This window comes from Ensifer sp. 1H6, from assembly GCF_001976035.1.
Taxonomy (GTDB): domain Bacteria; phylum Pseudomonadota; class Alphaproteobacteria; order Rhizobiales; family Rhizobiaceae; genus Ensifer; species Ensifer canadensis.
The window spans coordinates 62,308-80,138 of the sequence record NZ_MOAI01000008.1 but is presented as its reverse complement, the minus strand read 5'-3'; the positions used below and the strand labels follow the sequence as shown (position 1 = coordinate 80,138).

The window sequence follows — 17,831 nt, the reverse complement described above, 5'->3', positions numbered from 1 at the left end:
CGGGAGACGCAAGATCACCATGAGCGCACCGACAGCCATCGCCGGTATCCTGTTCGACAAGGACGGAACGCTGCTCGACTACGCCAAGAGCTGGGTGCCGGTGAACTACGAACTGGCGAAGATCGCAGCCAAGGGCGACGAGGGCCTGGCCCGCACCCTGCTCAAGGCCGGCGGCATGGATCCGGACACCGGCCATGTGTTGCCCGACAGCCTGCTTGCCGCCGGCAACACCGTCGAGATCTCGACCGGGTTCGTCACCGCCGGTGCGCCGTTTACCGTGGAAGCGTTGACGACGCTGCTTGACGGGTTGTTTGCCCGTTCTGCCGAGTACGCGGTACCGGTCACCGACCTCGGGTCGTTCTTCGCCGGTCTGCATGCCAAGGGCTATCGCCTGGGTGTCGCATCCAGCGACAACGAGCGCTCGATCCGCGAAACCGCCAGACGCTTTGGTTTCGACGGCTATCTGCATTACGTCGCCGGCTACGACAGCGGCTACGGTGTCAAGCCCGAGCCCGGCATGGTGCTCGGCTTCTGTGCCGCGACGGGGCTTGATCCGCAGCAGGTCGTGGTCGTCGGCGACAACAATCACGACATGCACATGGGCCGCAACGCCGGCGTCGGCATGACCGTCGCAGTGCTGACGGGCACCGGCTCGCGCCAATCGCTCGCCGATGCCTCTGACCATTGCCTGGCTGATATCACCGAGCTTGAAGCCGTTCTCTAGGTTTTGCCGAGCTGTATTTCCTTCGTTGCCGCTCTCACGAGTTTCAAGCATGGTCCTATGATCGCCAGAGGACCGATAAAGCCAACGCCGAGAGATAGAGCCCGAAGCCGAATGCCGCATGTGCGAGCAGGCTGCGCAGGCGGGCAATGTTGGGGCTCGGCGTTTTCGAGGCCGCGATGCCCGCGCCCATACCCGGCTGCATCAGGAAGAACGGTGCGACCACGGTCGCGAGGCCGACAATGAGTGCCGGGACAAGCGTCGGCCGCTCCGCCCAGTCAGTCCCCCAGATCAGCAACAGAAGTCCGGCGAAGACTACGCCGATCGCATAATGTGCAGTCCAGCCGATCAGCCGCTCGCTACGGACGGGTGCCGCTGCTGCGATACGCTGGTGCAGGAAGCGGCCCTGCGGAAAATGTCCGATCCAGCGGCCCACCATGCCGTAGTCCAGGGAAGGTATGCCGAGCAAACGTTTCACCGCCACCGCCCAGAGATCCATGACCGCAGTCGCACCGATCCCGATCAGGATGGCCTGCAACACCAGATCCTTTTCCATATTCGTATCCTCTCACATCATCTTCATGGCCGCTGCATCGACAGATCGCGCACATGCGGGCGTTCGATCTGTCATCTGACAAGTCAAAGCATCATTCAATTGAGTAATTGAATGAGTCATGGAGAAATGCTAGGCTTCTGTCAATGACCGACCTTCAACTCCATATCTTCGAGGAATTTGCCGAGCTTGCCCACACGCTTGCGAGCCCCCAGCGCCTGCTCCTGCTCGAGCATATCGCCCAGGGCGAGCGCTCGGTGGAGCGTCTTGCTGAGCTCGCCGGCCTGAGCATCGCCAACGCGTCGCAGCATCTGCAGCAGTTGCGCCGCGCCGGTTTTGTCGAGACCCGGCGGGATGGCAAGCGCGTGCTTTATCGGCTGGGTGCCGGCCCGGTGATCGGCCTGCTCTCGGCCCTGCGTCAATATGCCGAGCACAATCGCGCTCAGATCCGCGAACTCGTCGCCGATCGCCTCGACCGACCGGACCGCCTCGAGGCGATTTCGCGCGAAGAGTTGCTGCTGCGGATGCGGGGAGGGGACGTCACGCTGCTGGATGTGCGGCCGCAGGACGAATTTTTGTCGGGTCATCTTCCCGGTGCGATCAATATTCCGATTGCGGAACTCGAACGACGCCTTGCCGAACTGCCTGAAGGAGGCGAGATCGTCGCCTATTGCCGCGGGCCTTACTGCGCCTTGTCGTTTGACGCGGTGAGGGTTCTGCAAGGCAACGGCTTTACCGTCCGCCGGCTTGAGAGCGGGTTCCCGGATTGGAAAGCAGCCGGCCTTGCTGTGGAAAGCCGGGACCTCAGCTAGACGACAAGTCTGACGCAACAGGCATTGTCTTGTGCCGCTTGCCTTTTTCCGCGTTCTGACGTTTTTTGTCGGCAGTTACGCCGTCGCCGGTTTTGGCCAGCGGCAGCCAAGATGTGCATCGTCCTTCCCGGAAGGACCAGACGGGGCCACGGAAACAAAGATGGTATCGGAAGCGCCGCCGTTCTGGTGGACAAAGGCGGATTGGCGTGCGCGGGCTTTGTGGCCGTTTTCCTGGATCTATGGACGTATCGCCGGCCTGCGCATGGACCGCGCTCGCCGAGCGTCCGTTCCGGTCCCGATCATCTGCATCGGCAATTTCACGGTCGGCGGCGCCGGCAAGACGCCGACGGCGATCGCGCTTGCGCGCGCCGTCAGGGCCAAAGGCCTGAAGCCGGGTTTCCTCAGCCGCGGCTATGGCGGTTCGCTTGATGTGACGACGATCGTCGAGCCTGAACACCACAGGGCACGCGATGTTGGCGACGAGCCGTTGTTGCTGGCGCGCGAGGCGCTGACGGTTGTGTGCCGTCGCCGCGTCGATGGTGCCCGCCGGCTGGTGGCCGAAGGCGTCGATATCATCATCATGGACGATGGTTTCCAGAGCGCGCGGCTGGCCTTCGATTTTGCGCTGCTCGTCATCGATTCCCGCCGCGGCATCGGCAACGGTTACCTCGTGCCGTCAGGCCCGGTGCGCGCGCCGATTTCCAATCAGTTGCGCCATGCGACCGCGCTGTTGAAGATCGGCAACGGCGCCGAGGCGGATGCCTTGATCCGTCGCGCCGCCCGGGCCGGCAAGCAGGTCTACCAGGCGGAGGTCGTGCGGCTCGACGACGGCTCGCTGAACGGCGTGAGAGTGTTGGCCTGGGCCGGTATCGCCGACCCGGAAAAATTCTATCGCACCGTACGGGAAACCGGCGCCGTCATCGAGGAAACCCGCAGCTTCCCCGACCATCATCATTTCTCAGAGGACGAGATATCGGACCTTCTCGACCGGGCCGCAGCACTCGGCTGCACGCTCGTGACCACGGCCAAGGACATGGTTCGCCTGGAGCCCGGCCACGGCCGGGCAGCGGAACTGGCTCGGGCAAGCCGGGTGATCGAAATCGACGTGCACTTCGACGATCCGTCGGCACCGGCAAAGATCGTGACAACCGCGCTGTCGGCCGCGCGCACCCGCAAGCTGCGGGAAGCGGAACAGAAGTAAGGCTGGATTTGGCCGTTAGAGCGTTTTTGTCGCCAGCGGAGCCATGGGAAGGCCCTCCTGACGGAAAACGTTAGCGGCGCTGGTTCGGCAGGGCGCCTGCGCGCTTTTCCGCTTCGAGCGAGGCTTCCGCGTCGACATAGGGCTGCTGACGGGCAACGCTCCAGTAGCGCAGTTCGTCCACGGGAATGGTCTTGCCCGTCATCGCGCAGATGACATGCGAGCCAGCAAGGACGATCTGAAAGTCGCCGTCGAGATAACGGACCTTCGCTTCGCGCGAGGCGCTTCCTTCAAACCGGTTCATCATTTTCTGGGCCTGTTCCGTCTTCGTGGTCTGCTGTCTGATCTAGCCCGACGCCCGGTAAAATGCCAGTGCATTTCGCCGCGCCGGACCGCTCCCGGCATCAGCTCCTGCCGAACAGTCGCTCGATGTCGGAGAGCTTCAGCTCGATATAGGTCGGCCGGCCGTGATTGCATTGGCCAGAGCCCGGCGTTGCTTCCATCTGGCGCAACAGTGCGTTCATTTCCTCAGTCCGCATGCGGCGGCCGGAGCGGACGGATCCATGGCAGGCCATGGTCGCGGCGAGATATTCAAGCCGGCTGGCGAGCCCGTTGGCCGTGTCCCATTCGGCAATCTCGTCGGCGAGCTGGCGCACGAGGCCGGCGGCATCCATCTCGCCCAGCATGGCCGGCGTTTCCCGCACTGCGATGGCGCCAGGTCCGAAGCGCTCGATGCCGAGGCCGAGGCGACCCAGTTCTTCCGCATGCGTCATCAGCCGGTCGCAATCGTCTTCGGAAAGATCGACGATTTCCGGGATCAGCAGCGCCTGGGCGGCGACAGGCTTCGAATGCAGCGCCGTTCGCATGGTTTCGAAGACGAGACGTTCGTGGGCGGCGTGCTGGTCGACGATGACAAGGCCGTCCTGCGTCTGCGCGACGATATAGTTTTCGTGAAGCTGGGCGCGCACGGCGCCGAGTGGAAACGATTGCGGCGCCAGCGCGTCCGCAACGGTCCGGTCAGGCTCTGCCAAAGGCGACGCCGTGCGGGCCGAGGGTGCGGAGAAGGCAGAAAAGCTTGCCTGCGGCGTCTCGGACAGGCCGCGCACGATGGTCTCGAAATGCGTCGGCCGGTAGGGCGAGGTTTCCGCGCTCCAGGGCTGACGCGGCCGGAACTGCTCGGCGCGGAACGCCTGCATCATTCCGCTCGCTCCGGTCGTCGATGCCCGGTCACCCTCGCGGGCCAGGGCCTCGCGGATGGCACCGATGATCAACCCGCGGATGAGGCCCGGATCGCGGAAGCGAACATCCGATTTCGCCGGATGCACGTTGACGTCGACGAGTGCCGGGTCGAGCGCGATCGACAGCACCGCCACGGGATAGCGGCCATGCGGGATCGTTTCGGAATAGGCTGCCCGAATGGCGGAAAGCAGTTGCTTGTCCTGAACCGGACGGCCGTTGACGAAAACATATTGCTGCAGCGAGTTGCCGCGGTTGTAGGTCGGCACCCCGGCAAAGCCGGTCAGCTGAATGTCCTCGCGCTCGGCATCGATCTCGATGGCGTTGTCGCGGAAATCCTTGCCGAGCACCTGCGCCATGCGGGCGAGCCGGTCGTCGCCCGTCGCCGGAAACTCCAGCGTCGTCCGGTCAGATCCCGACAGCACGAAACGCACCTTCGGAAAGGCGATCGCCATGCGACGCACCACATCCGAGATCGCCGAGGCCTCGGCCTTTTCCGACTTCATGAATTTGAGCCGGGCGGGGGTCGCAAAGAACAGGTCGCGGACTTCGACGACCGTGCCGGTATTGGCGGGCGACGGGCGGACGGGGTCCGTCCTGCCGCCGGCAATGGAAATGACGGCACCCTCGCTAGCGCCTGCCGTTCGAGTGGTGATCGAAAGCCGGGAGACCGATCCGATCGACGGCAGAGCCTCGCCGCGAAAGCCGAGTGTGCGGATATCGAACAGGTTGTCGTCGAGCTTCGACGTGCAGTGCCGCCTGACCGCCAGCTCCAGATCGGCCGGCTGCATGCCCGCGCCGTTGTCGGTGACGCGCAGCAACGTCTTGCCGCCACCGGCGGTGGCGATTTCGATCCGGGTCGCACCGGCATCGAGCGCGTTTTCGATCAGTTCCTTGGCGGCACTGGCCGGGCGTTCGATGACTTCGCCGGCGGCGATCTGATTGATGAGGGTCTCGGAGAGCTGCTTGATGGCCATGCTCTATTTTCCCGGATTCGGCGACGGAACGGAAGTGGAAATACAGCTCTGTCCCCGCCTCGTGCCTTCTATTATTGGGCTTTGGTTGTGCAACCCATTGGTGCACCAAAAAATGAGACGGAGATTTAATTGCCCCTTAATATTCTGCTGCGATTTTCCACAACAACCTGAATGATCACGGGTTTTGTCTTTGGAGCACCGCGGCGTTGCTGGACGTCGTGTCACCCCCGCTCGAAGAGACGCCTTCCAAGGCCATCCCAGCATGTCCCGAAATGAAACCGCCGCAGGGGGCGAGTGAGGACAGCGCAATGAACGATGGGGCGCCGAACGGCGCGGACATCAACAGGATCATTCTTGAGTCGAGCTGCGATGCGCTCGGCTCAGCGATGGTTGTCTGCGGCCGGGACGACACCATCCTCTTTGCCAGCCGCACCATGCTGCAGTACTTCCCCGTTCCCTCCGAGATGCTGTTGCCGGGAACGCGATTGCGCGATTTCCTCGGCGCCGTCTACGACACCGGAGTTCGCCCCGGCACAGTTCCCGAAAACAGCCGTCGTCGGACGAACCGCGAAGACTGGATTGCCGAGCATATGGCGCTGCACTGGCGCGAGCGCTACGAGAATGTCGAGCGCGCCGGCCGCACGCGCTGGGTTTCCATGCGCAAGCGTCGTCTTTCCAACGGTATCGGCATCCTTTCGATCACCGATGTCTCCGACCAGAGGAAGCGTGACGAGCAGTTGCAGACGGACCTCGAGCGGGTCGAACTGACCGAAGAGATCCTGGATGTCCAGCCCAATCCGATCTGCGTCAAGGATCGCAACCTCAACTACATCGCGGTCAACAAGGCGTTCTGCCTAATTCACGATCTCTCGCAGGACGCGATCCTCGGTCGTTCGGCCTGGGATCTGGTCGACAGCGAACTTGCCGAACGTTTCGAGCACTCCGATCGGCGCGTGCTTGAAACCGGCAAGCCGCATTCGGAAGCGGAACATATTGTCCGCGCTGATGGCAGCGACCTCTGGGTTCTCACCCGCAAGTATCGCGTTGGCATGCCAGGCCGCCATTTCGTCGTGACCTGCATGAGCGACGTGACGGATATCGCCGGCTGGTACAATGGCTCCGAGGATGGTTCCGCTCCCTCCGGCGGTCTCCAGATCAACGACTACAGCATTTTTGCGCCGGCCCAGAATTTCTACGATCCGTTCCGCGCGCTGAACGTACAGCAACTGGTCGAGGCGGGCTCGATGATCGAGACCCTTCCGGCGCGCGGTTTGCGCGTTCTGCTTGCCTCTGCCGATCGGCTGACGGAAGATCGGCTGGTTGCGCGTCTGCGCGGCTCGGGCCTTGAAGCCTGTGCGGTGCGCAACCTCGATGAGTTGACCGCCTTCGGCATGGCCGCCGAAAGCGCCGGCGTGAAGCTCGACATTCTGCTGCTGGATGGTGCTTTTCCGGATGGGCAGCATATTCCGGGGGCCTGGCGCAATTGCCCGGTCGTTACCGTCGAATCCGATCAGGATGCTGCCGCTGTTCTGACCGAGGTTTTCCGTGTTTGTGCCGAGCGCCCGCAGGCCTCGCCGCTCCTACAATCGGACTGGTCGATCTCGTTTGAGGACGAGGGCACAGCGTCCGTGCCGGTTTCACAGGTCGACGTCCTCGTTGCCGAAGACAACCAGATCAACCAGTTCGTCTTCACGCAGATCCTGGAAGGGCTCGGCGTCTCCCATCGCATTGCTGCCAACGGTCGCGAGGCCGTCGAACTCTGGCATGAGCTTCAGCCGGCACTGGTCCTCATGGATGTGTCCATGCCTGTCATGAACGGCTTCGATGCGACCGTTGCCATTCGAACAGCGGAAAAGGCGAGAAACGACAGAACGCCAATCATCGCCGTGACCGCTCAGGCCCTCGATATCGATCTGGAGCAGTGCAAGAGGTCGGGCATGGATGATCACATCATGAAGCCGGTTAGCCCCGACATGATCGAGGCCGTGCTGCGAAAATTCATGCCGGTAATGGCCATGCGAACGGCAGGTTGAACGGAATTCGTGTCAACTCGCTAGAATTGGGGATGTCGATGGCAGATCTTGGAGCGAGGCGATATCGGATTGTTAACCCCCGATTGCGATCTTCTGCACCGTATTGCCAAAAAGTGTAGAGCCCCTCCGGAATGCATCGCAGCCCCACAGCCGTCAACGTCGGAACTTCGCCGGAAGCGCACCGCCGCTTCGCGGACCGGCTTGCCTTGTCGGCCGACCGGCACGGACGGGCGGGTTCTTTTGAGATCCAGGGGCTTGGCCGATGATGTCGGGCGAAACTCCCTATCATCGCATCGGCAGGGAGGCTCCGGCTATCGGCGGCTCGGTCGATCTGTTGACCGGGCTCGGCAACGCGCGCCAACTCCGCAAGACCGTTTGCGATCTGGCTGAAGAGCGCGCCAGCGATCCCGCTCCCTTTACCATCGGTCTTGCCAATATCGATGGGTTCAAACCGATCAACGATCTGTTCGGCCCGCGAGCCGGCGACGAGATCCTCTGCCAGGTTGCCCATCGGCTGCAAGCCTGTGCACCTGAAGGCGCGACAATCATTCGCTCCGAGAACGACGAATTCGCTTTCGTCCTGCCGCTCGTCTTCGAGCGCAAGGGTGCGGAGAAAGTCGGGCAGATGTTGAAAGAGGTGCTGTCGGCGCCCTTCGATCTCGGCGATCGCAACGTCCGCCTTTCCGCTTCGTTCGGCTTTGCCGTCTATCCTTTTGCCGGCGAGGTCTTTGAAGACCTGCTGAAGAGCGCCGATACGGCGCTTTATCGTTCCAAGCGCCGCGGCCGCGGCCAGATCACCGTCTATTCCCAGGAAATCGCCCAAGAGATGAAGCGCGCGACGCAGCTCGAACAGGCGCTGCGCAACGCGATCATCGCCAACGAGGTCGACGTGCACTTCCAGCCGATCGTCGATCTGCGCAACGACGCGGTCGTCGGTTTCGAAGCCCTGGCCAGATGGTGCGACGCCGACCTCGGCTATGTCTCTCCAGCCGTGTTCGTACCTTTGGCAGAAGAGCGCGGCTTCATCGAATCGCTGGCCGAGACGCTGTTGCGCAAGGCCGCCCATGCGGCACTCGCCTGGCCGAAGGAGCTGTTCCTGTCGTTCAACCTGTCGTCGGCACAGTTGATGGACCCGGCGACCAGCACGCGTCTCCTGACGATCATCAACCAGATCGGTCTCGACCCGCGACGGTTGGAACTGGAGATCACCGAGACGGCCGTCATGGCTGACGCGGAGACTGCCCAGAAGATCGTGACTGAGCTTCGGGCAGCCGGCGTGCGCGTCTCGCTCGACGATTTCGGCACGGGTCAGTCGAGCCTTGGGCGCCTTCGCGACTTCTCCTTCGACAAGGTCAAGATCGACCGTGCCTTCGTGTCGCGGATTTCCGCCGACCGGGCCTCCGAGCATATCATCAAGGCGATCGTGTCGATGTGCGAAGGCCTGGAACTTGAGGTCGTCGCCGAAGGCATCGAGGATTTTTCCGAAGCGTTGAAGCTGAAGGCGCTCGGCTGCGGCATGGGCCAGGGCTACTTCTACGGCAAGCCGGCCGACGCTGTCGCGACGATGCGCTACCTCTCGGACCGCTATCGCGGCGTTGCAGCTCAGCTTTAGACCCTGCCGCAATAGTGGGTTTCAGTCCTTGGCGCTCTCGGCCCGGTTTCGCGTACCTTCCGCCAGCAGCCAATCCCTGACCCGTCGCGCCTGACTGTTCAGCTCGCGTGAGCGCGGCCAGACGACGTAAAACGCCAGTCCGGTCTTCAGCACGTGACCGCAGACCGGCACCAGTGCACCGGAGCGAACCTGCGGATCGGTCAGGTGCTCCCAGCCAAGCGCCACCCCTTCGCCTGATAGCACCGCCTGGATCACCAGGACATAGTCGTTGATGGCGAGACGACGCGCCTGAGGCGGGTAGGGAAGGCCGGCGCTGGCGAACCATTCGGTCCAGTCGCAGGCGCGCCGGACCGGTTCTTCCAGATGAATGAGGTTGTGGCGCAGCAAATCGGCAGGTTTGCTTGGCAGTCCATGCTGCTCGATATAGGCGGGCGTCGCCACCGCATTGACGACTTCCTCGGCCAGAAGTGCTGCATGGTAGCGCGGCCAATGGCTCGGATCGCCGCCGCGGATGCCGAGCGGGATCGGCTCCTCGTCGAGGTCGAGATCGCGCACGCTCGTCTGGATCCTCAGATCGATCTCCGGCAGATCCTCGCGCATGCGGTTGAGGCGCGGCAGCATCCACATCGAGGCAAAAGCGGTCGATGCCGCAAGCGTCACATTAGTCTCGCGCCCCTTGGAGCGAATGTCTTCCGCCGACTTCTGGATCCGTGACAGACCGACGGATACGTCGGCGTGGAATTTCTCACCAGCCTCCGTCAATTCGACGGCGCGATGCACGCGGTGGAAGAGCGGTACACCCAGCTGCTCTTCCAGCCCGCGAATGGCGTAGGAGACGGCCGCCTGCGTCATGCCGAGCTCGTTGGCGGCTCGGGTGAAATTCTGATGACGGCCGGCAGCCTCGAACACGATGAGGCTGGTTGCAGACGGGAGCAGGCGGCGTAGATTTTCCATAACTTAGGCTTATCGCATGGCTCAATTTTTTCCAGCGTTACAACGTGATTTTTCGTCAATACCATCACCTCAAATGATGGGAGGACGGCGATGGAAATGGTGGCTGTGGAAGCGGGCGAAGCACCGAGACGGACACGAGGATCAAGGCCGCAACGCGGCGGTGTCAGCGCCAAGAGCCTTGGCGTCCCCTACATCGTCCGCAATATTCCGACCTACGATATCCTGAGCGAAGAAAACCTGCTCCGAATCGAGAAGGTCGCCGACCGTATTCTTGCCGAAGTCGGCATCGAGTTTCGCGATGACCCGGCATCCCTTGATCATTGGAAACGCGCTGGCGCCAAGCTGGACGGCGTGCGGGTGACGTTCGAGCCCGGCATGCTGAAGGAGATCGTGCGCTCGGCGCCGCGCCAGTTTACCCAGCATGCCCGCAACCCCGTCCGCAGCGTCGAAATCGGCGGCAACAATGTCGTGTTCTCGCCAGCCTACGGCTCTCCTTTCGTCACCGATCTCGACAACGGCCGGCGTTACGGCACGATCGAAGACTTCCGCAATCTGATAAAGCTGGCGCAGTCGAGCCCCTGGCTGCACCATTCCGGCGGCACCATCTGTGAGCCGGTCGATGTTCCGGTGAACAAGCGCCATCTCGACATGGTCTATTGCCACATCAAATATTCCGACCGAGCCTTCATGGGCTCGATCACCGCCGAGGATCGCGCCGAAGACTCGATCGAGATGGCGCGCATTGTCTTCGGGCACGATTTCGTCGACGCCAACTGCGTCATTCTTGGCAACGTCAACGTCAATTCACCGCTCGTCTGGGACGGAACGATGACGAAGTCATTGCGCGCCTATGCGCGGGCAAACCAGGCGGCTGTCATCGTGCCCTTCATTCTCGGCGGCGCCATGGGTCCGGTCACCAATGCCGGAGCGATCGCGCAATCCTATGCCGAGACGCTGGCCGGCTGCGCCTTGACCCAGCTGGAGCGCAAGGGCGCGCCTGTTATCTTCGGCAACTTCCTGTCGTCCATGTCGCTGCGTTCGGGGTCGCCGACCTTCGGCACGCCGGAGCCGGCGATCGGCAGCATGGTGATCGGCCAACTGGCACGGCGCCTCGGCCTGCCGCTGCGCTGCGCCGGCAATTTTTCCAATTCCAAGCTGCCAGACGCGCAAGCGATGCAGGAGGGCGTCATGTCGATGCTGTCGGCGGTGCATTGCGGCGCCAATTTCATCCTGCACTCGGCCGGCTTCGTCGATGGGCTGCTCGCGATGTCCTACGAAAAGTTCGTCATGGACACGGATTTCTGCGGCGCGCTGCATTCCTACCTCGCCGGCGTTGTCGTCGATGACAACACGCTGGCCATGGACGCCTTTCTGCAGGTTGGGCCAGGCAGCCATTTCCTCGGATGCGATCACACCATGCGCAATTACCAGACCGCCTTCTGGGATTCGGCCCTGTCCGACAACGAGCCTTTTGAAAAATGGACAGAGGAGGGCGGAACCGACATGGCGGCGCGCGCCAACAGGAGTTGGAAGAAGACGCTGGCCGAATACGAAGCGCCGCCGCTGGACGTGGTGATCGACGACGCTTTGACGGACTATGTTTCTCGCCGCAAGAACGGCATGGCGGACGCCTGGTACTGAGCCGACGCCGAGCCTTCTTTGAGAATGCGCATAACAAGAATGATGCCGTGCCACCGGTCCAGCTCAGCGGACAGGCGGTGCTCAAGGGAACAGAAATGACGCTGCCGAAAGACCCACTGCTCCAGCCTTACCGCCTCAAGCATCTGACGCTCAAGAACCGGATCATGTCGACGTCCCATGAGCCGGCCTATTCCGAAGACGGCATGCCGAAGGATCGCTACCGCCTCTATCATCTTGAGAAGGCCAAGGGCGGCATGGCGCTGACCATGACGGCGGGTTCCGCCATCGTTTCGGAGGATTCTCCGCCTGCCTTCGGCAATCTCCACGCCTATTCCGACGAGATCGTGCCCTGGCTGAAGAAGATCGCCGACGACTGTCATGAGCACGACACCGCGGTGATGATCCAGCTCACCCATCTCGGCCGCCGCACCGGCTGGAACAAGGGCGACTGGCTGCCGGTTCTCTCAGCCTCGCCGGTGCGCGAGGCCGCGCATCGGTCGTTTCCAAAGGAGATCGAAGACTGGGATATCGAGCGCATCGTCGGCGACTATGCGACAGCCGCCGCCCGCATGCAGGCCGCCGGCCTTGATGGTATAGAGCTTGAGGCCTACGGCCATCTGATGGACGGCTTCTGGTCGCCTGCCACCAACCAGCGCGACGACGACTTCGGCGGCTCGCTCGACAACCGCCTGCGCTTTACCCACATGGTGCTCGACGCCATCCGCAAGTCCGTCGGGCCGGATTTCATCGTCGGCATGCGCATGGTGGCAGACGAGGATTGGGAGAAGGGGCTTTCGAAGGAAGAAGGCATCGAGATCGCCCGCCGCCTGGCAAACTCCGGCAAGGTCGATTTCCTCAACATCATCCGCGGACACATCGACCATGATGCGCCGTTGACCAAGGTCATCCCGATCCAGGGCATGGCCGCCTCGCCGCATCTCGATTTTGCCGGCGAAATCAGGGCGGCGACCAAATTTCCGGTTTTCCATGCGGCCCGCATCGCCGATGTCGCCACCGCACGCCACGCGATAGCCGAGGGCAAACTCGACATGGTCGGCATGACCCGTGCCCATATCGCCGACCCGCATATCGTCCGGAAAATCGAAGAGGGCCGGGAAGCCCAGATACGCCCCTGCGTCGGCGCGACCTACTGTCTCGATCGTATCTACGAGGGTGGCGGCGCACTCTGCATTCACAATGCGGCGACTGGGCGCGAGGCGATCGTGCCACACGTCATCTCCAGAAGCGAAGGGCCGAAGCGAAAGGCCGTCGTCGTCGGTGCCGGTCCGGCCGGCCTTGAGGCGGCGCGTGTGCTTGCCGAGCGCGGCCATGTGGTCGAGATCATCGAGGCTACCGGCGAGGCGGGCGGGCAGATTCTGCTTGCCCAGCGCAATCCGCGGCGCAAGGAACTGATCGGCATCGTCGACTGGCGGCTGTCGGAGCTGGAGAGGCTTGGCGTGCCGATCCACTACAACGTCTTTGCCGGCGTCGACGATGTTCTGGAGCGGTCGCCCGATCTTGTCGTCGTTGCTACCGGCGGCATCGCCCAAAACCCGGCTCTGGAGGCGGGGGACGAACTGGTTGTCTCAAGCTGGGATATCATCGCCGGTGCGGTGAAGACGGAGGGACCCGTGCTGCTCTATGACGACAACGGCGCCCATAGCGGCATGACTGCGGCCGAATTGATTGCGCGCGCTGGCGTCGAGCTCGAGATCATCTCGCCCGAGCGCATGTTCGCGCCCGAAGTCGGCGGCATGAACCATGTGCCTTACGCCAGGGCGTTTGCAGATCACAATGTGCGTGTGACGATCAACACCCGCCTCCGGTCGGTTCGGCGGGAAGGCAATGGGCTGGTGGCGACGCTCGGTTCCGATTTTTCTGACACGGCATCGAGCGAACGCCGGGTGGCGCAGGTGGTGGTCGAGCACGGCACCGTGCCGATGGACGATCTCTACCGCGAATTGAAGCCGATTTCTCGCAATCTGGGCGCCGTCGACTACAAGGCGCTGCTTCGCGGCGAAAACCCGATCCCACTGCGCAACCCGGGCGCCGGCTTCGACATGTTCCGCATCGGCGATGCCGTCGCCAGCCGCAACATCCATGCCGGCATCTATGATGCGCTGCGCTACGGCGTGCTTTTCTGAACAAAACGAGCGGCGGTGAAAGCACCGCCGCTCCATCTTCTGGTCGTCTAACGATCCAGCTTACTGCTGGGTACCCTCAGCCGGTGCCGGCTGCATCGGGGTAGCCGGTGCCGTTCCGGTGGTCGAGGAGGTCGTCGACGTGTCAACCGGCTGGTTGGCGAGCTGTTCGGCGACCTGCTGCGCCTTGGTCTTGAACTCGGGAGCCGCCTTCAAGGTTTCGGCGGTTTCCGTCGTCGTCAGCTTCAAGGCATCCGTATTGGCCTGTTCGGAGATCTGAATGCGATCGAACGGGACCGCAACGTTCTTCTCACCGAGGCCCAGGAAGCCGCCGACACCGATCACAGCAGCTACAACGCCGCCATCCTTCTTGATGATCAGGTCGTTAATCTCACCGACATTTTCGTCGCCGGCATTATAGACGGTCTGGCCGACATAGGTGCTGGTCGCGATCTGGTCACTGGCCTGTTCGGTCAGGTACGTTCCGTCAGACTGGGCCGTGACAGCAGGTGCTTCGGTGGTTGCCGGCGGTGTCGTCTGCGCCTGGTCTGCAGGTGCTTCGGCACCCGGAGCCGGCTGAATTTCCATCGTCTGCGGCTCGGCCGGCTTAGGCTGGGTGGCGTCCTGAGCGAAGGTCATCGGCGCGAACGCAACACTCGCGATAAGCGCACCGGCCGCAACGGAAGATACAAGTTTCTTGGTCATCTCAAACTGCCTTTCCTTGACGTTGTCGATCAAGGCGCGGTCCTGATCGTCGCCAGGTTTCCACCGCACCGGTGATACCAAAGCAACGCCTGGCGGCAGAAACGGTTCCAGAAAAATTCGACTGATCGCGCCGGAATTCTGGCAGTCATGCGCCAAACTTCTATGGTCGCAGATCAATATCGCCGGTGGTCGTCGCTCACCTTTCGGCAGATATCGGAGCGTCATCACTCCGGCTATGTATTTTAGTGGTCTATTGAGTTCTGCTTTACATTCATACAATATTGAGTGTTCTTGCCTATACTTGCTGAAGACGGGATGGAGCATTCTTCGTGGATATTCCATCCTGTTGATCTGGACGGTTCCCCATGTTTCTGCCACGGCGATTTCTCTCCGTTTCCCTGCTTTCCGTTTTGGTGATGGTCGGCCTTGTCGGGATCGAGCGCAGCCTGTTCGGCGTGCGCTATTTTTCGGAGCGGATGCCTGAGATCGAACCCTACAATCTTTGGCATGCATGGGTGTCGCTCAGTCTGTCGCTTGCGGCTATTCAGGGGTTCACGCGCGATGCGTCCTGGCTCGGCGCACCCGCGCTTCGGATGGCCTCACGCCGCGAACTGTGGATCTGCATCGCAATGCCGGTCTTTGCAGCCGCGGCGGCCCTTCTTTTCAGCGTCGATGCCGCGATCTTCAGCGCCCTGGCCCGCGAGGACAACATCTTCGAGTGGCTTTCCGCCCTGTTGATCTTTGCCTCAAGCGTGTTCTTCGCGCTGGCGGCCATGGGTCAATTGCGCGCGGCGCGGGGTGAGGCCGATCGCGTCGCATGGCTGGCGGCCGGTGCCGCGGCATCCTTCAGCCTTGTTCTGTTCATCGTCGGCATGGAAGAGATATCCTGGATGCAACGCGTGTTCGGCATTTCCACGCCCGACGCGTTGCTGGGCCTCAACAAGCAGCAGGAACTGAACCTGCACAACATCTCAACCGGTTTCACCGAGCTGCTCTATTATACCGGCAGCTTCGTGCTTTTGACGTTAGCGCCCTTTGTCTGGCTCTACCTTCGCAAGGGTTTCGCGCTCGGGCGGTTCGAAGCATTCACGCCGAGCGTTTTGGTGTTGGCGGCAAGCGCACCGATGGCGGCGTTCAACAGCGACAACTGGAGCATGCTGCGACCCAGATGATGGTGATGATGACGATAATCATCCTGCTGGTGATCGCCGATCTCGCACTGCGGGGCGGCTTATGGCGGGAATTCACAGTGCTCACCGCCGGCGCGATCCTGATCGTCGCGATCCAGGAACTGTTCGTGCTGCAGGCGCAGGAACTCGTGCGCATCTGGGATCCGACCGAATACAAGGAACTCTTCATTGCGGTTGGTCTCGCCATCTATGGCTATGAGACCTGGTCGCGGCTGCGCTCGTTGGCGCCGGCCACCGAGTTGCTGGTCGGTCGCCGATCGACGGCCGGATAAACGAAAACCCCGCCGAAGGGGCGGGGTTCCACTGCCGTGTCGCTTGGCGCAACAGCTATCCTCAATGGCTTTCGCGCAGAACCTCGCTGCCGCTTCCGCCAACGAGGAAATCCAGGTCGGCGCCCTTGTCCGCCTGCAGCACCGTATCCTGATAGAGCTTGTAGTAGCCGCGTGTCCATTTCTGCTCCGGCGGCTGCCAGGCGGCCATGCGGGCTGCAAACTCTTCCTCGCTGATCATCAGGTTGAGTTCGCCCTTCATCGCGTCGAGCCGGATGCGGTCACCGGTTCTGACGATCGCCAACGGCCCGCCGGCGTTCGATTCCGGGCTGACATGCAGCACGACGGTTCCAAACGCCGTACCCGACATGCGGGCGTCCGAAACGCGCACCATGTCGCGCACGCCCTTTTCGACCAGCCGGCGCGGGATCGGCATGTTGCCGACTTCCGCCATGCCGGGATACCCCTTGGGACCGCAGCCCTTGAGCACCAGGATGGTGTCTTCGGTCACCGGCAGATCCGGATCGTCGATCTTGGCCTTCAGGTCCTCGATCGTCTCGAAGACATAGGCCGGGCCCTCATGCGCCAGCAGATGTTCGCTGGCGGCAGACGGCTTGATGACCGCGCCGTTCGGCGCAAGGTTGCCTTTGAGCACGCGAATGCCGGCTGCCGCACGCAGCGGATTGTCGAGTGGGCGGATGACGTCGTCGTTGAAGACCTCGGCGTCTTCCCAATATCGGCTGATCGGCATGCCGAAGACCGTTGGCGCATCCGCATGCAGCAGATGCTGGATGCGGTTCATGACGGCTGGCAGGCCGCCGGCATAGGCGAGATCCTCGATCAGATACTTGCCTGAAGGCATGCAGTTGACGATGCACGGCACCTGACCGCCGACGCGGTCGAAGTCCTCGAGACAGAGATCGACGCCGGCACGGCCGGCGATCGCCAGCATATGCACGACCGCATTGGTCGATCCGCCGACGGCGGCGTTGGCAATGATCCCGTTTTCGAAATTCTTCTTGGTCAGGATCTTCGACAGGCGCAGATCCTCATGCACCATCTCGACGATGCGCTTGCCCGTCATGTGCGACAGCGCCATTCGGCGCGCATCGACGGCGGGGAGTGCGGCATTCATCGGCAGCGACAGGCCCATCGCCTCGACGATCGACGCCATGGTGGTGGCCGTGCCCATGGTCATGCAGACGCCGGGCGAACGCGACATGCCGCTCTCGGCCGCCATGAACTCCTGAACGCTCATCTCGCCGGCGCGCACCGCTTCTGAAAATTTCCAGACGTCGGTGCCGGAGCCGATGTCCTTGCCCTTCCATTTGCCGTTCAGCATCGGCCCGGAGGAAACGACGATCGTCGGCAGGTCCACCGAAGCCGCGCCCATCAGCTGGCCGGGTGTCGTCTTGTCGCAGCCGCCAAGCAGCACGACGCCGTCGATGCCATAGGCGCGGATTGCCTCCTCGACGTCCATGGCGAGCAGGTTGCGAAACAACATCGCCGTCGGCCGCATCTGCGTTTCGCCAAGCGAGGACACCGGAAACTCGACCGGAAAGCCGCCGGCCTCCCAGACGCCGCGCTTGACGCCCTCAGCCAGAATGCGCAGGTGGCTGTTGCATGGGGTCAGTTCCGACCAGGTGTTGCAGATGCCGATGATCGGGCGCCCGTCGAAGACATGGTCCGGAAATCCCTGGTTCTTCATCCAGGAGCGATGGATGAAACCATCCTTGTGGGTGCCGCCATACCAGTGCCGACTGCGCAGTTCTTTCTTCTTGTCGCTCAT

At 62.4% G+C, this 17,831-nt stretch carries 15 protein-coding genes; 9 read left to right on the top strand and 6 right to left on the bottom strand.

Annotated elements, in window-relative coordinates:
- The first annotated feature begins 19 nt into the window (after window positions 1-19).
- The gene (locus tag BKP54_RS11760) at window positions 20-724 is read left to right on the top strand and encodes an HAD family hydrolase (RefSeq protein WP_025426072.1); all 705 of its coding nucleotides are present in this window, start codon (window positions 20-22) and stop codon (window positions 722-724) included.
- A 55-nt stretch (window positions 725-779) separates the two neighbouring features.
- On the opposite strand, the gene BKP54_RS11755 is transcribed toward BKP54_RS11760, so the two are convergent.
- Window positions 780-1,277: a DUF2938 domain-containing protein gene (locus tag BKP54_RS11755; protein ID WP_025426073.1), complete on the bottom strand. Its 498-nt coding sequence runs from the start codon at window positions 1,275-1,277 to the stop codon at window positions 780-782.
- A 143-nt stretch (window positions 1,278-1,420) separates the two neighbouring features.
- Here BKP54_RS11755 and BKP54_RS11750 point away from each other — a divergent pair, with 143 nt between their 5' ends.
- Complete coding sequence (locus tag BKP54_RS11750) at window positions 1,421-2,086, top strand: metalloregulator ArsR/SmtB family transcription factor (RefSeq protein WP_084814471.1); 666 nt, start codon at window positions 1,421-1,423, stop codon at window positions 2,084-2,086.
- 160 nt (window positions 2,087-2,246) lie between these two features.
- Window positions 2,247-3,287, top strand: a complete 1,041-nt coding sequence (gene lpxK, locus BKP54_RS11745; RefSeq protein ID WP_025426075.1) for a tetraacyldisaccharide 4'-kinase — start codon at window positions 2,247-2,249, stop codon at window positions 3,285-3,287.
- A gap of 70 nt (window positions 3,288-3,357) precedes the next feature.
- Here the strand turns inward: lpxK and BKP54_RS11740 are convergent, their stop codons facing one another.
- Both BKP54_RS11740 and mutL read right to left on the bottom strand, forming a co-directional pair.
- Complete coding sequence (locus BKP54_RS11740; protein ID WP_025426076.1) at window positions 3,358-3,591, bottom strand: DUF2093 domain-containing protein; 234 nt, start codon at window positions 3,589-3,591, stop codon at window positions 3,358-3,360.
- A 97-nt stretch (window positions 3,592-3,688) separates the two neighbouring features.
- Entirely contained in the window at window positions 3,689-5,497 is a 1,809-nt protein-coding gene (gene mutL, locus BKP54_RS11735) for a DNA mismatch repair endonuclease MutL (protein ID WP_025426077.1), read from the bottom strand.
- 308 nt (window positions 5,498-5,805) lie between these two features.
- On the opposite strand from mutL, the gene BKP54_RS11730 reads away from it, so the two are divergent.
- Both BKP54_RS11730 and BKP54_RS11725 read left to right on the top strand, forming a co-directional pair.
- The gene (locus BKP54_RS11730; protein WP_025426078.1) at window positions 5,806-7,530 is read left to right on the top strand and encodes a response regulator; all 1,725 of its coding nucleotides are present in this window, start codon (window positions 5,806-5,808) and stop codon (window positions 7,528-7,530) included.
- Between the two features lie 265 nt (window positions 7,531-7,795).
- A complete protein-coding gene (locus BKP54_RS11725; protein WP_225906253.1) occupies window positions 7,796-9,142 on the top strand; it encodes an EAL domain-containing protein in 1,347 nt (448 codons plus the stop codon).
- A 21-nt stretch (window positions 9,143-9,163) separates the two neighbouring features.
- Here BKP54_RS11725 and BKP54_RS11720 read toward each other — a convergent pair whose 3' ends face one another.
- Complete coding sequence (locus BKP54_RS11720; RefSeq protein ID WP_025426080.1) at window positions 9,164-10,096, bottom strand: LysR substrate-binding domain-containing protein; 933 nt, start codon at window positions 10,094-10,096, stop codon at window positions 9,164-9,166.
- A gap of 90 nt (window positions 10,097-10,186) precedes the next feature.
- On the opposite strand from BKP54_RS11720, the gene BKP54_RS11715 reads away from it, so the two are divergent.
- On the top strand, window positions 10,187-11,737 hold the full coding sequence (locus BKP54_RS11715) for a trimethylamine methyltransferase family protein (protein WP_025426081.1): 1,551 nt from the start codon (window positions 10,187-10,189) through the stop codon (window positions 11,735-11,737).
- Window positions 11,738-11,832: 95 nt separating this feature from the next.
- A complete protein-coding gene (locus BKP54_RS11710) occupies window positions 11,833-13,881 on the top strand; it encodes an NADH:flavin oxidoreductase (RefSeq protein WP_084814470.1) in 2,049 nt (682 codons plus the stop codon).
- 60 nt (window positions 13,882-13,941) lie between these two features.
- Here the strand turns inward: BKP54_RS11710 and BKP54_RS11705 are convergent, their stop codons facing one another.
- Window positions 13,942-14,583 (bottom strand): PRC-barrel domain-containing protein, encoded by a 642-nt coding sequence (locus BKP54_RS11705; RefSeq protein ID WP_025426083.1) that lies wholly within the window; start codon window positions 14,581-14,583, stop codon window positions 13,942-13,944.
- A 365-nt stretch (window positions 14,584-14,948) separates the two neighbouring features.
- Between BKP54_RS11705 and BKP54_RS11700 the strand changes: the two genes are divergently transcribed.
- Both BKP54_RS11700 and BKP54_RS11695 read left to right on the top strand, forming a co-directional pair.
- Window positions 14,949-15,755 (top strand): hypothetical protein, encoded by an 807-nt coding sequence (locus tag BKP54_RS11700; RefSeq protein WP_084814469.1) that lies wholly within the window; start codon window positions 14,949-14,951, stop codon window positions 15,753-15,755.
- An 8-nt stretch (window positions 15,756-15,763) separates the two neighbouring features.
- Entirely contained in the window at window positions 15,764-16,045 is a 282-nt protein-coding gene (locus BKP54_RS11695) for a hypothetical protein (protein ID WP_128090402.1), read from the top strand.
- A gap of 61 nt (window positions 16,046-16,106) precedes the next feature.
- Here BKP54_RS11695 and BKP54_RS11690 read toward each other — a convergent pair whose 3' ends face one another.
- Window positions 16,107-17,831 (bottom strand): IlvD/Edd family dehydratase, encoded by a 1,725-nt coding sequence (locus BKP54_RS11690; RefSeq protein WP_025426085.1) that lies wholly within the window; start codon window positions 17,829-17,831, stop codon window positions 16,107-16,109.

Coding starts and splice junctions, on each gene's coding strand:
- BKP54_RS11740 (WP_025426076.1), bottom strand. CDS start 3,591: ATGATGAACCGGTTTGAAGGAAGCGCCTCGCGCGAAGCGAAGGTCCGT.
- BKP54_RS11750 (WP_084814471.1), top strand. CDS start 1,421: ATGACCGACCTTCAACTCCATATCTTCGAGGAATTTGCCGAGCTTGCC.
- mutL (WP_025426077.1), bottom strand. CDS start 5,497: ATGGCCATCAAGCAGCTCTCCGAGACCCTCATCAATCAGATCGCCGCC.
- BKP54_RS11720 (WP_025426080.1), bottom strand. CDS start 10,096: ATGGAAAATCTACGCCGCCTGCTCCCGTCTGCAACCAGCCTCATCGTG.
- BKP54_RS11755 (WP_025426073.1), bottom strand. CDS start 1,277: ATGGAAAAGGATCTGGTGTTGCAGGCCATCCTGATCGGGATCGGTGCG.
- BKP54_RS11705 (WP_025426083.1), bottom strand. CDS start 14,583: ATGACCAAGAAACTTGTATCTTCCGTTGCGGCCGGTGCGCTTATCGCG.
- lpxK (WP_025426075.1), top strand. CDS start 2,247: ATGGTATCGGAAGCGCCGCCGTTCTGGTGGACAAAGGCGGATTGGCGT.
- BKP54_RS11730 (WP_025426078.1), top strand. CDS start 5,806: ATGAACGATGGGGCGCCGAACGGCGCGGACATCAACAGGATCATTCTT.
- BKP54_RS11760 (WP_025426072.1), top strand. CDS start 20: ATGAGCGCACCGACAGCCATCGCCGGTATCCTGTTCGACAAGGACGGA.
- BKP54_RS11725 (WP_225906253.1), top strand. CDS start 7,796: ATGTCGGGCGAAACTCCCTATCATCGCATCGGCAGGGAGGCTCCGGCT.
- BKP54_RS11700 (WP_084814469.1), top strand. CDS start 14,949: ATGTTTCTGCCACGGCGATTTCTCTCCGTTTCCCTGCTTTCCGTTTTG.
- BKP54_RS11715 (WP_025426081.1), top strand. CDS start 10,187: ATGGAAATGGTGGCTGTGGAAGCGGGCGAAGCACCGAGACGGACACGA.
- BKP54_RS11710 (WP_084814470.1), top strand. CDS start 11,833: ATGACGCTGCCGAAAGACCCACTGCTCCAGCCTTACCGCCTCAAGCAT.
- BKP54_RS11690 (WP_025426085.1), bottom strand. CDS start 17,831: ATGAGCGACAAGAAGAAAGAACTGCGCAGTCGGCACTGGTATGGCGGC.
- BKP54_RS11695 (WP_128090402.1), top strand. CDS start 15,764: ATGACGATAATCATCCTGCTGGTGATCGCCGATCTCGCACTGCGGGGC.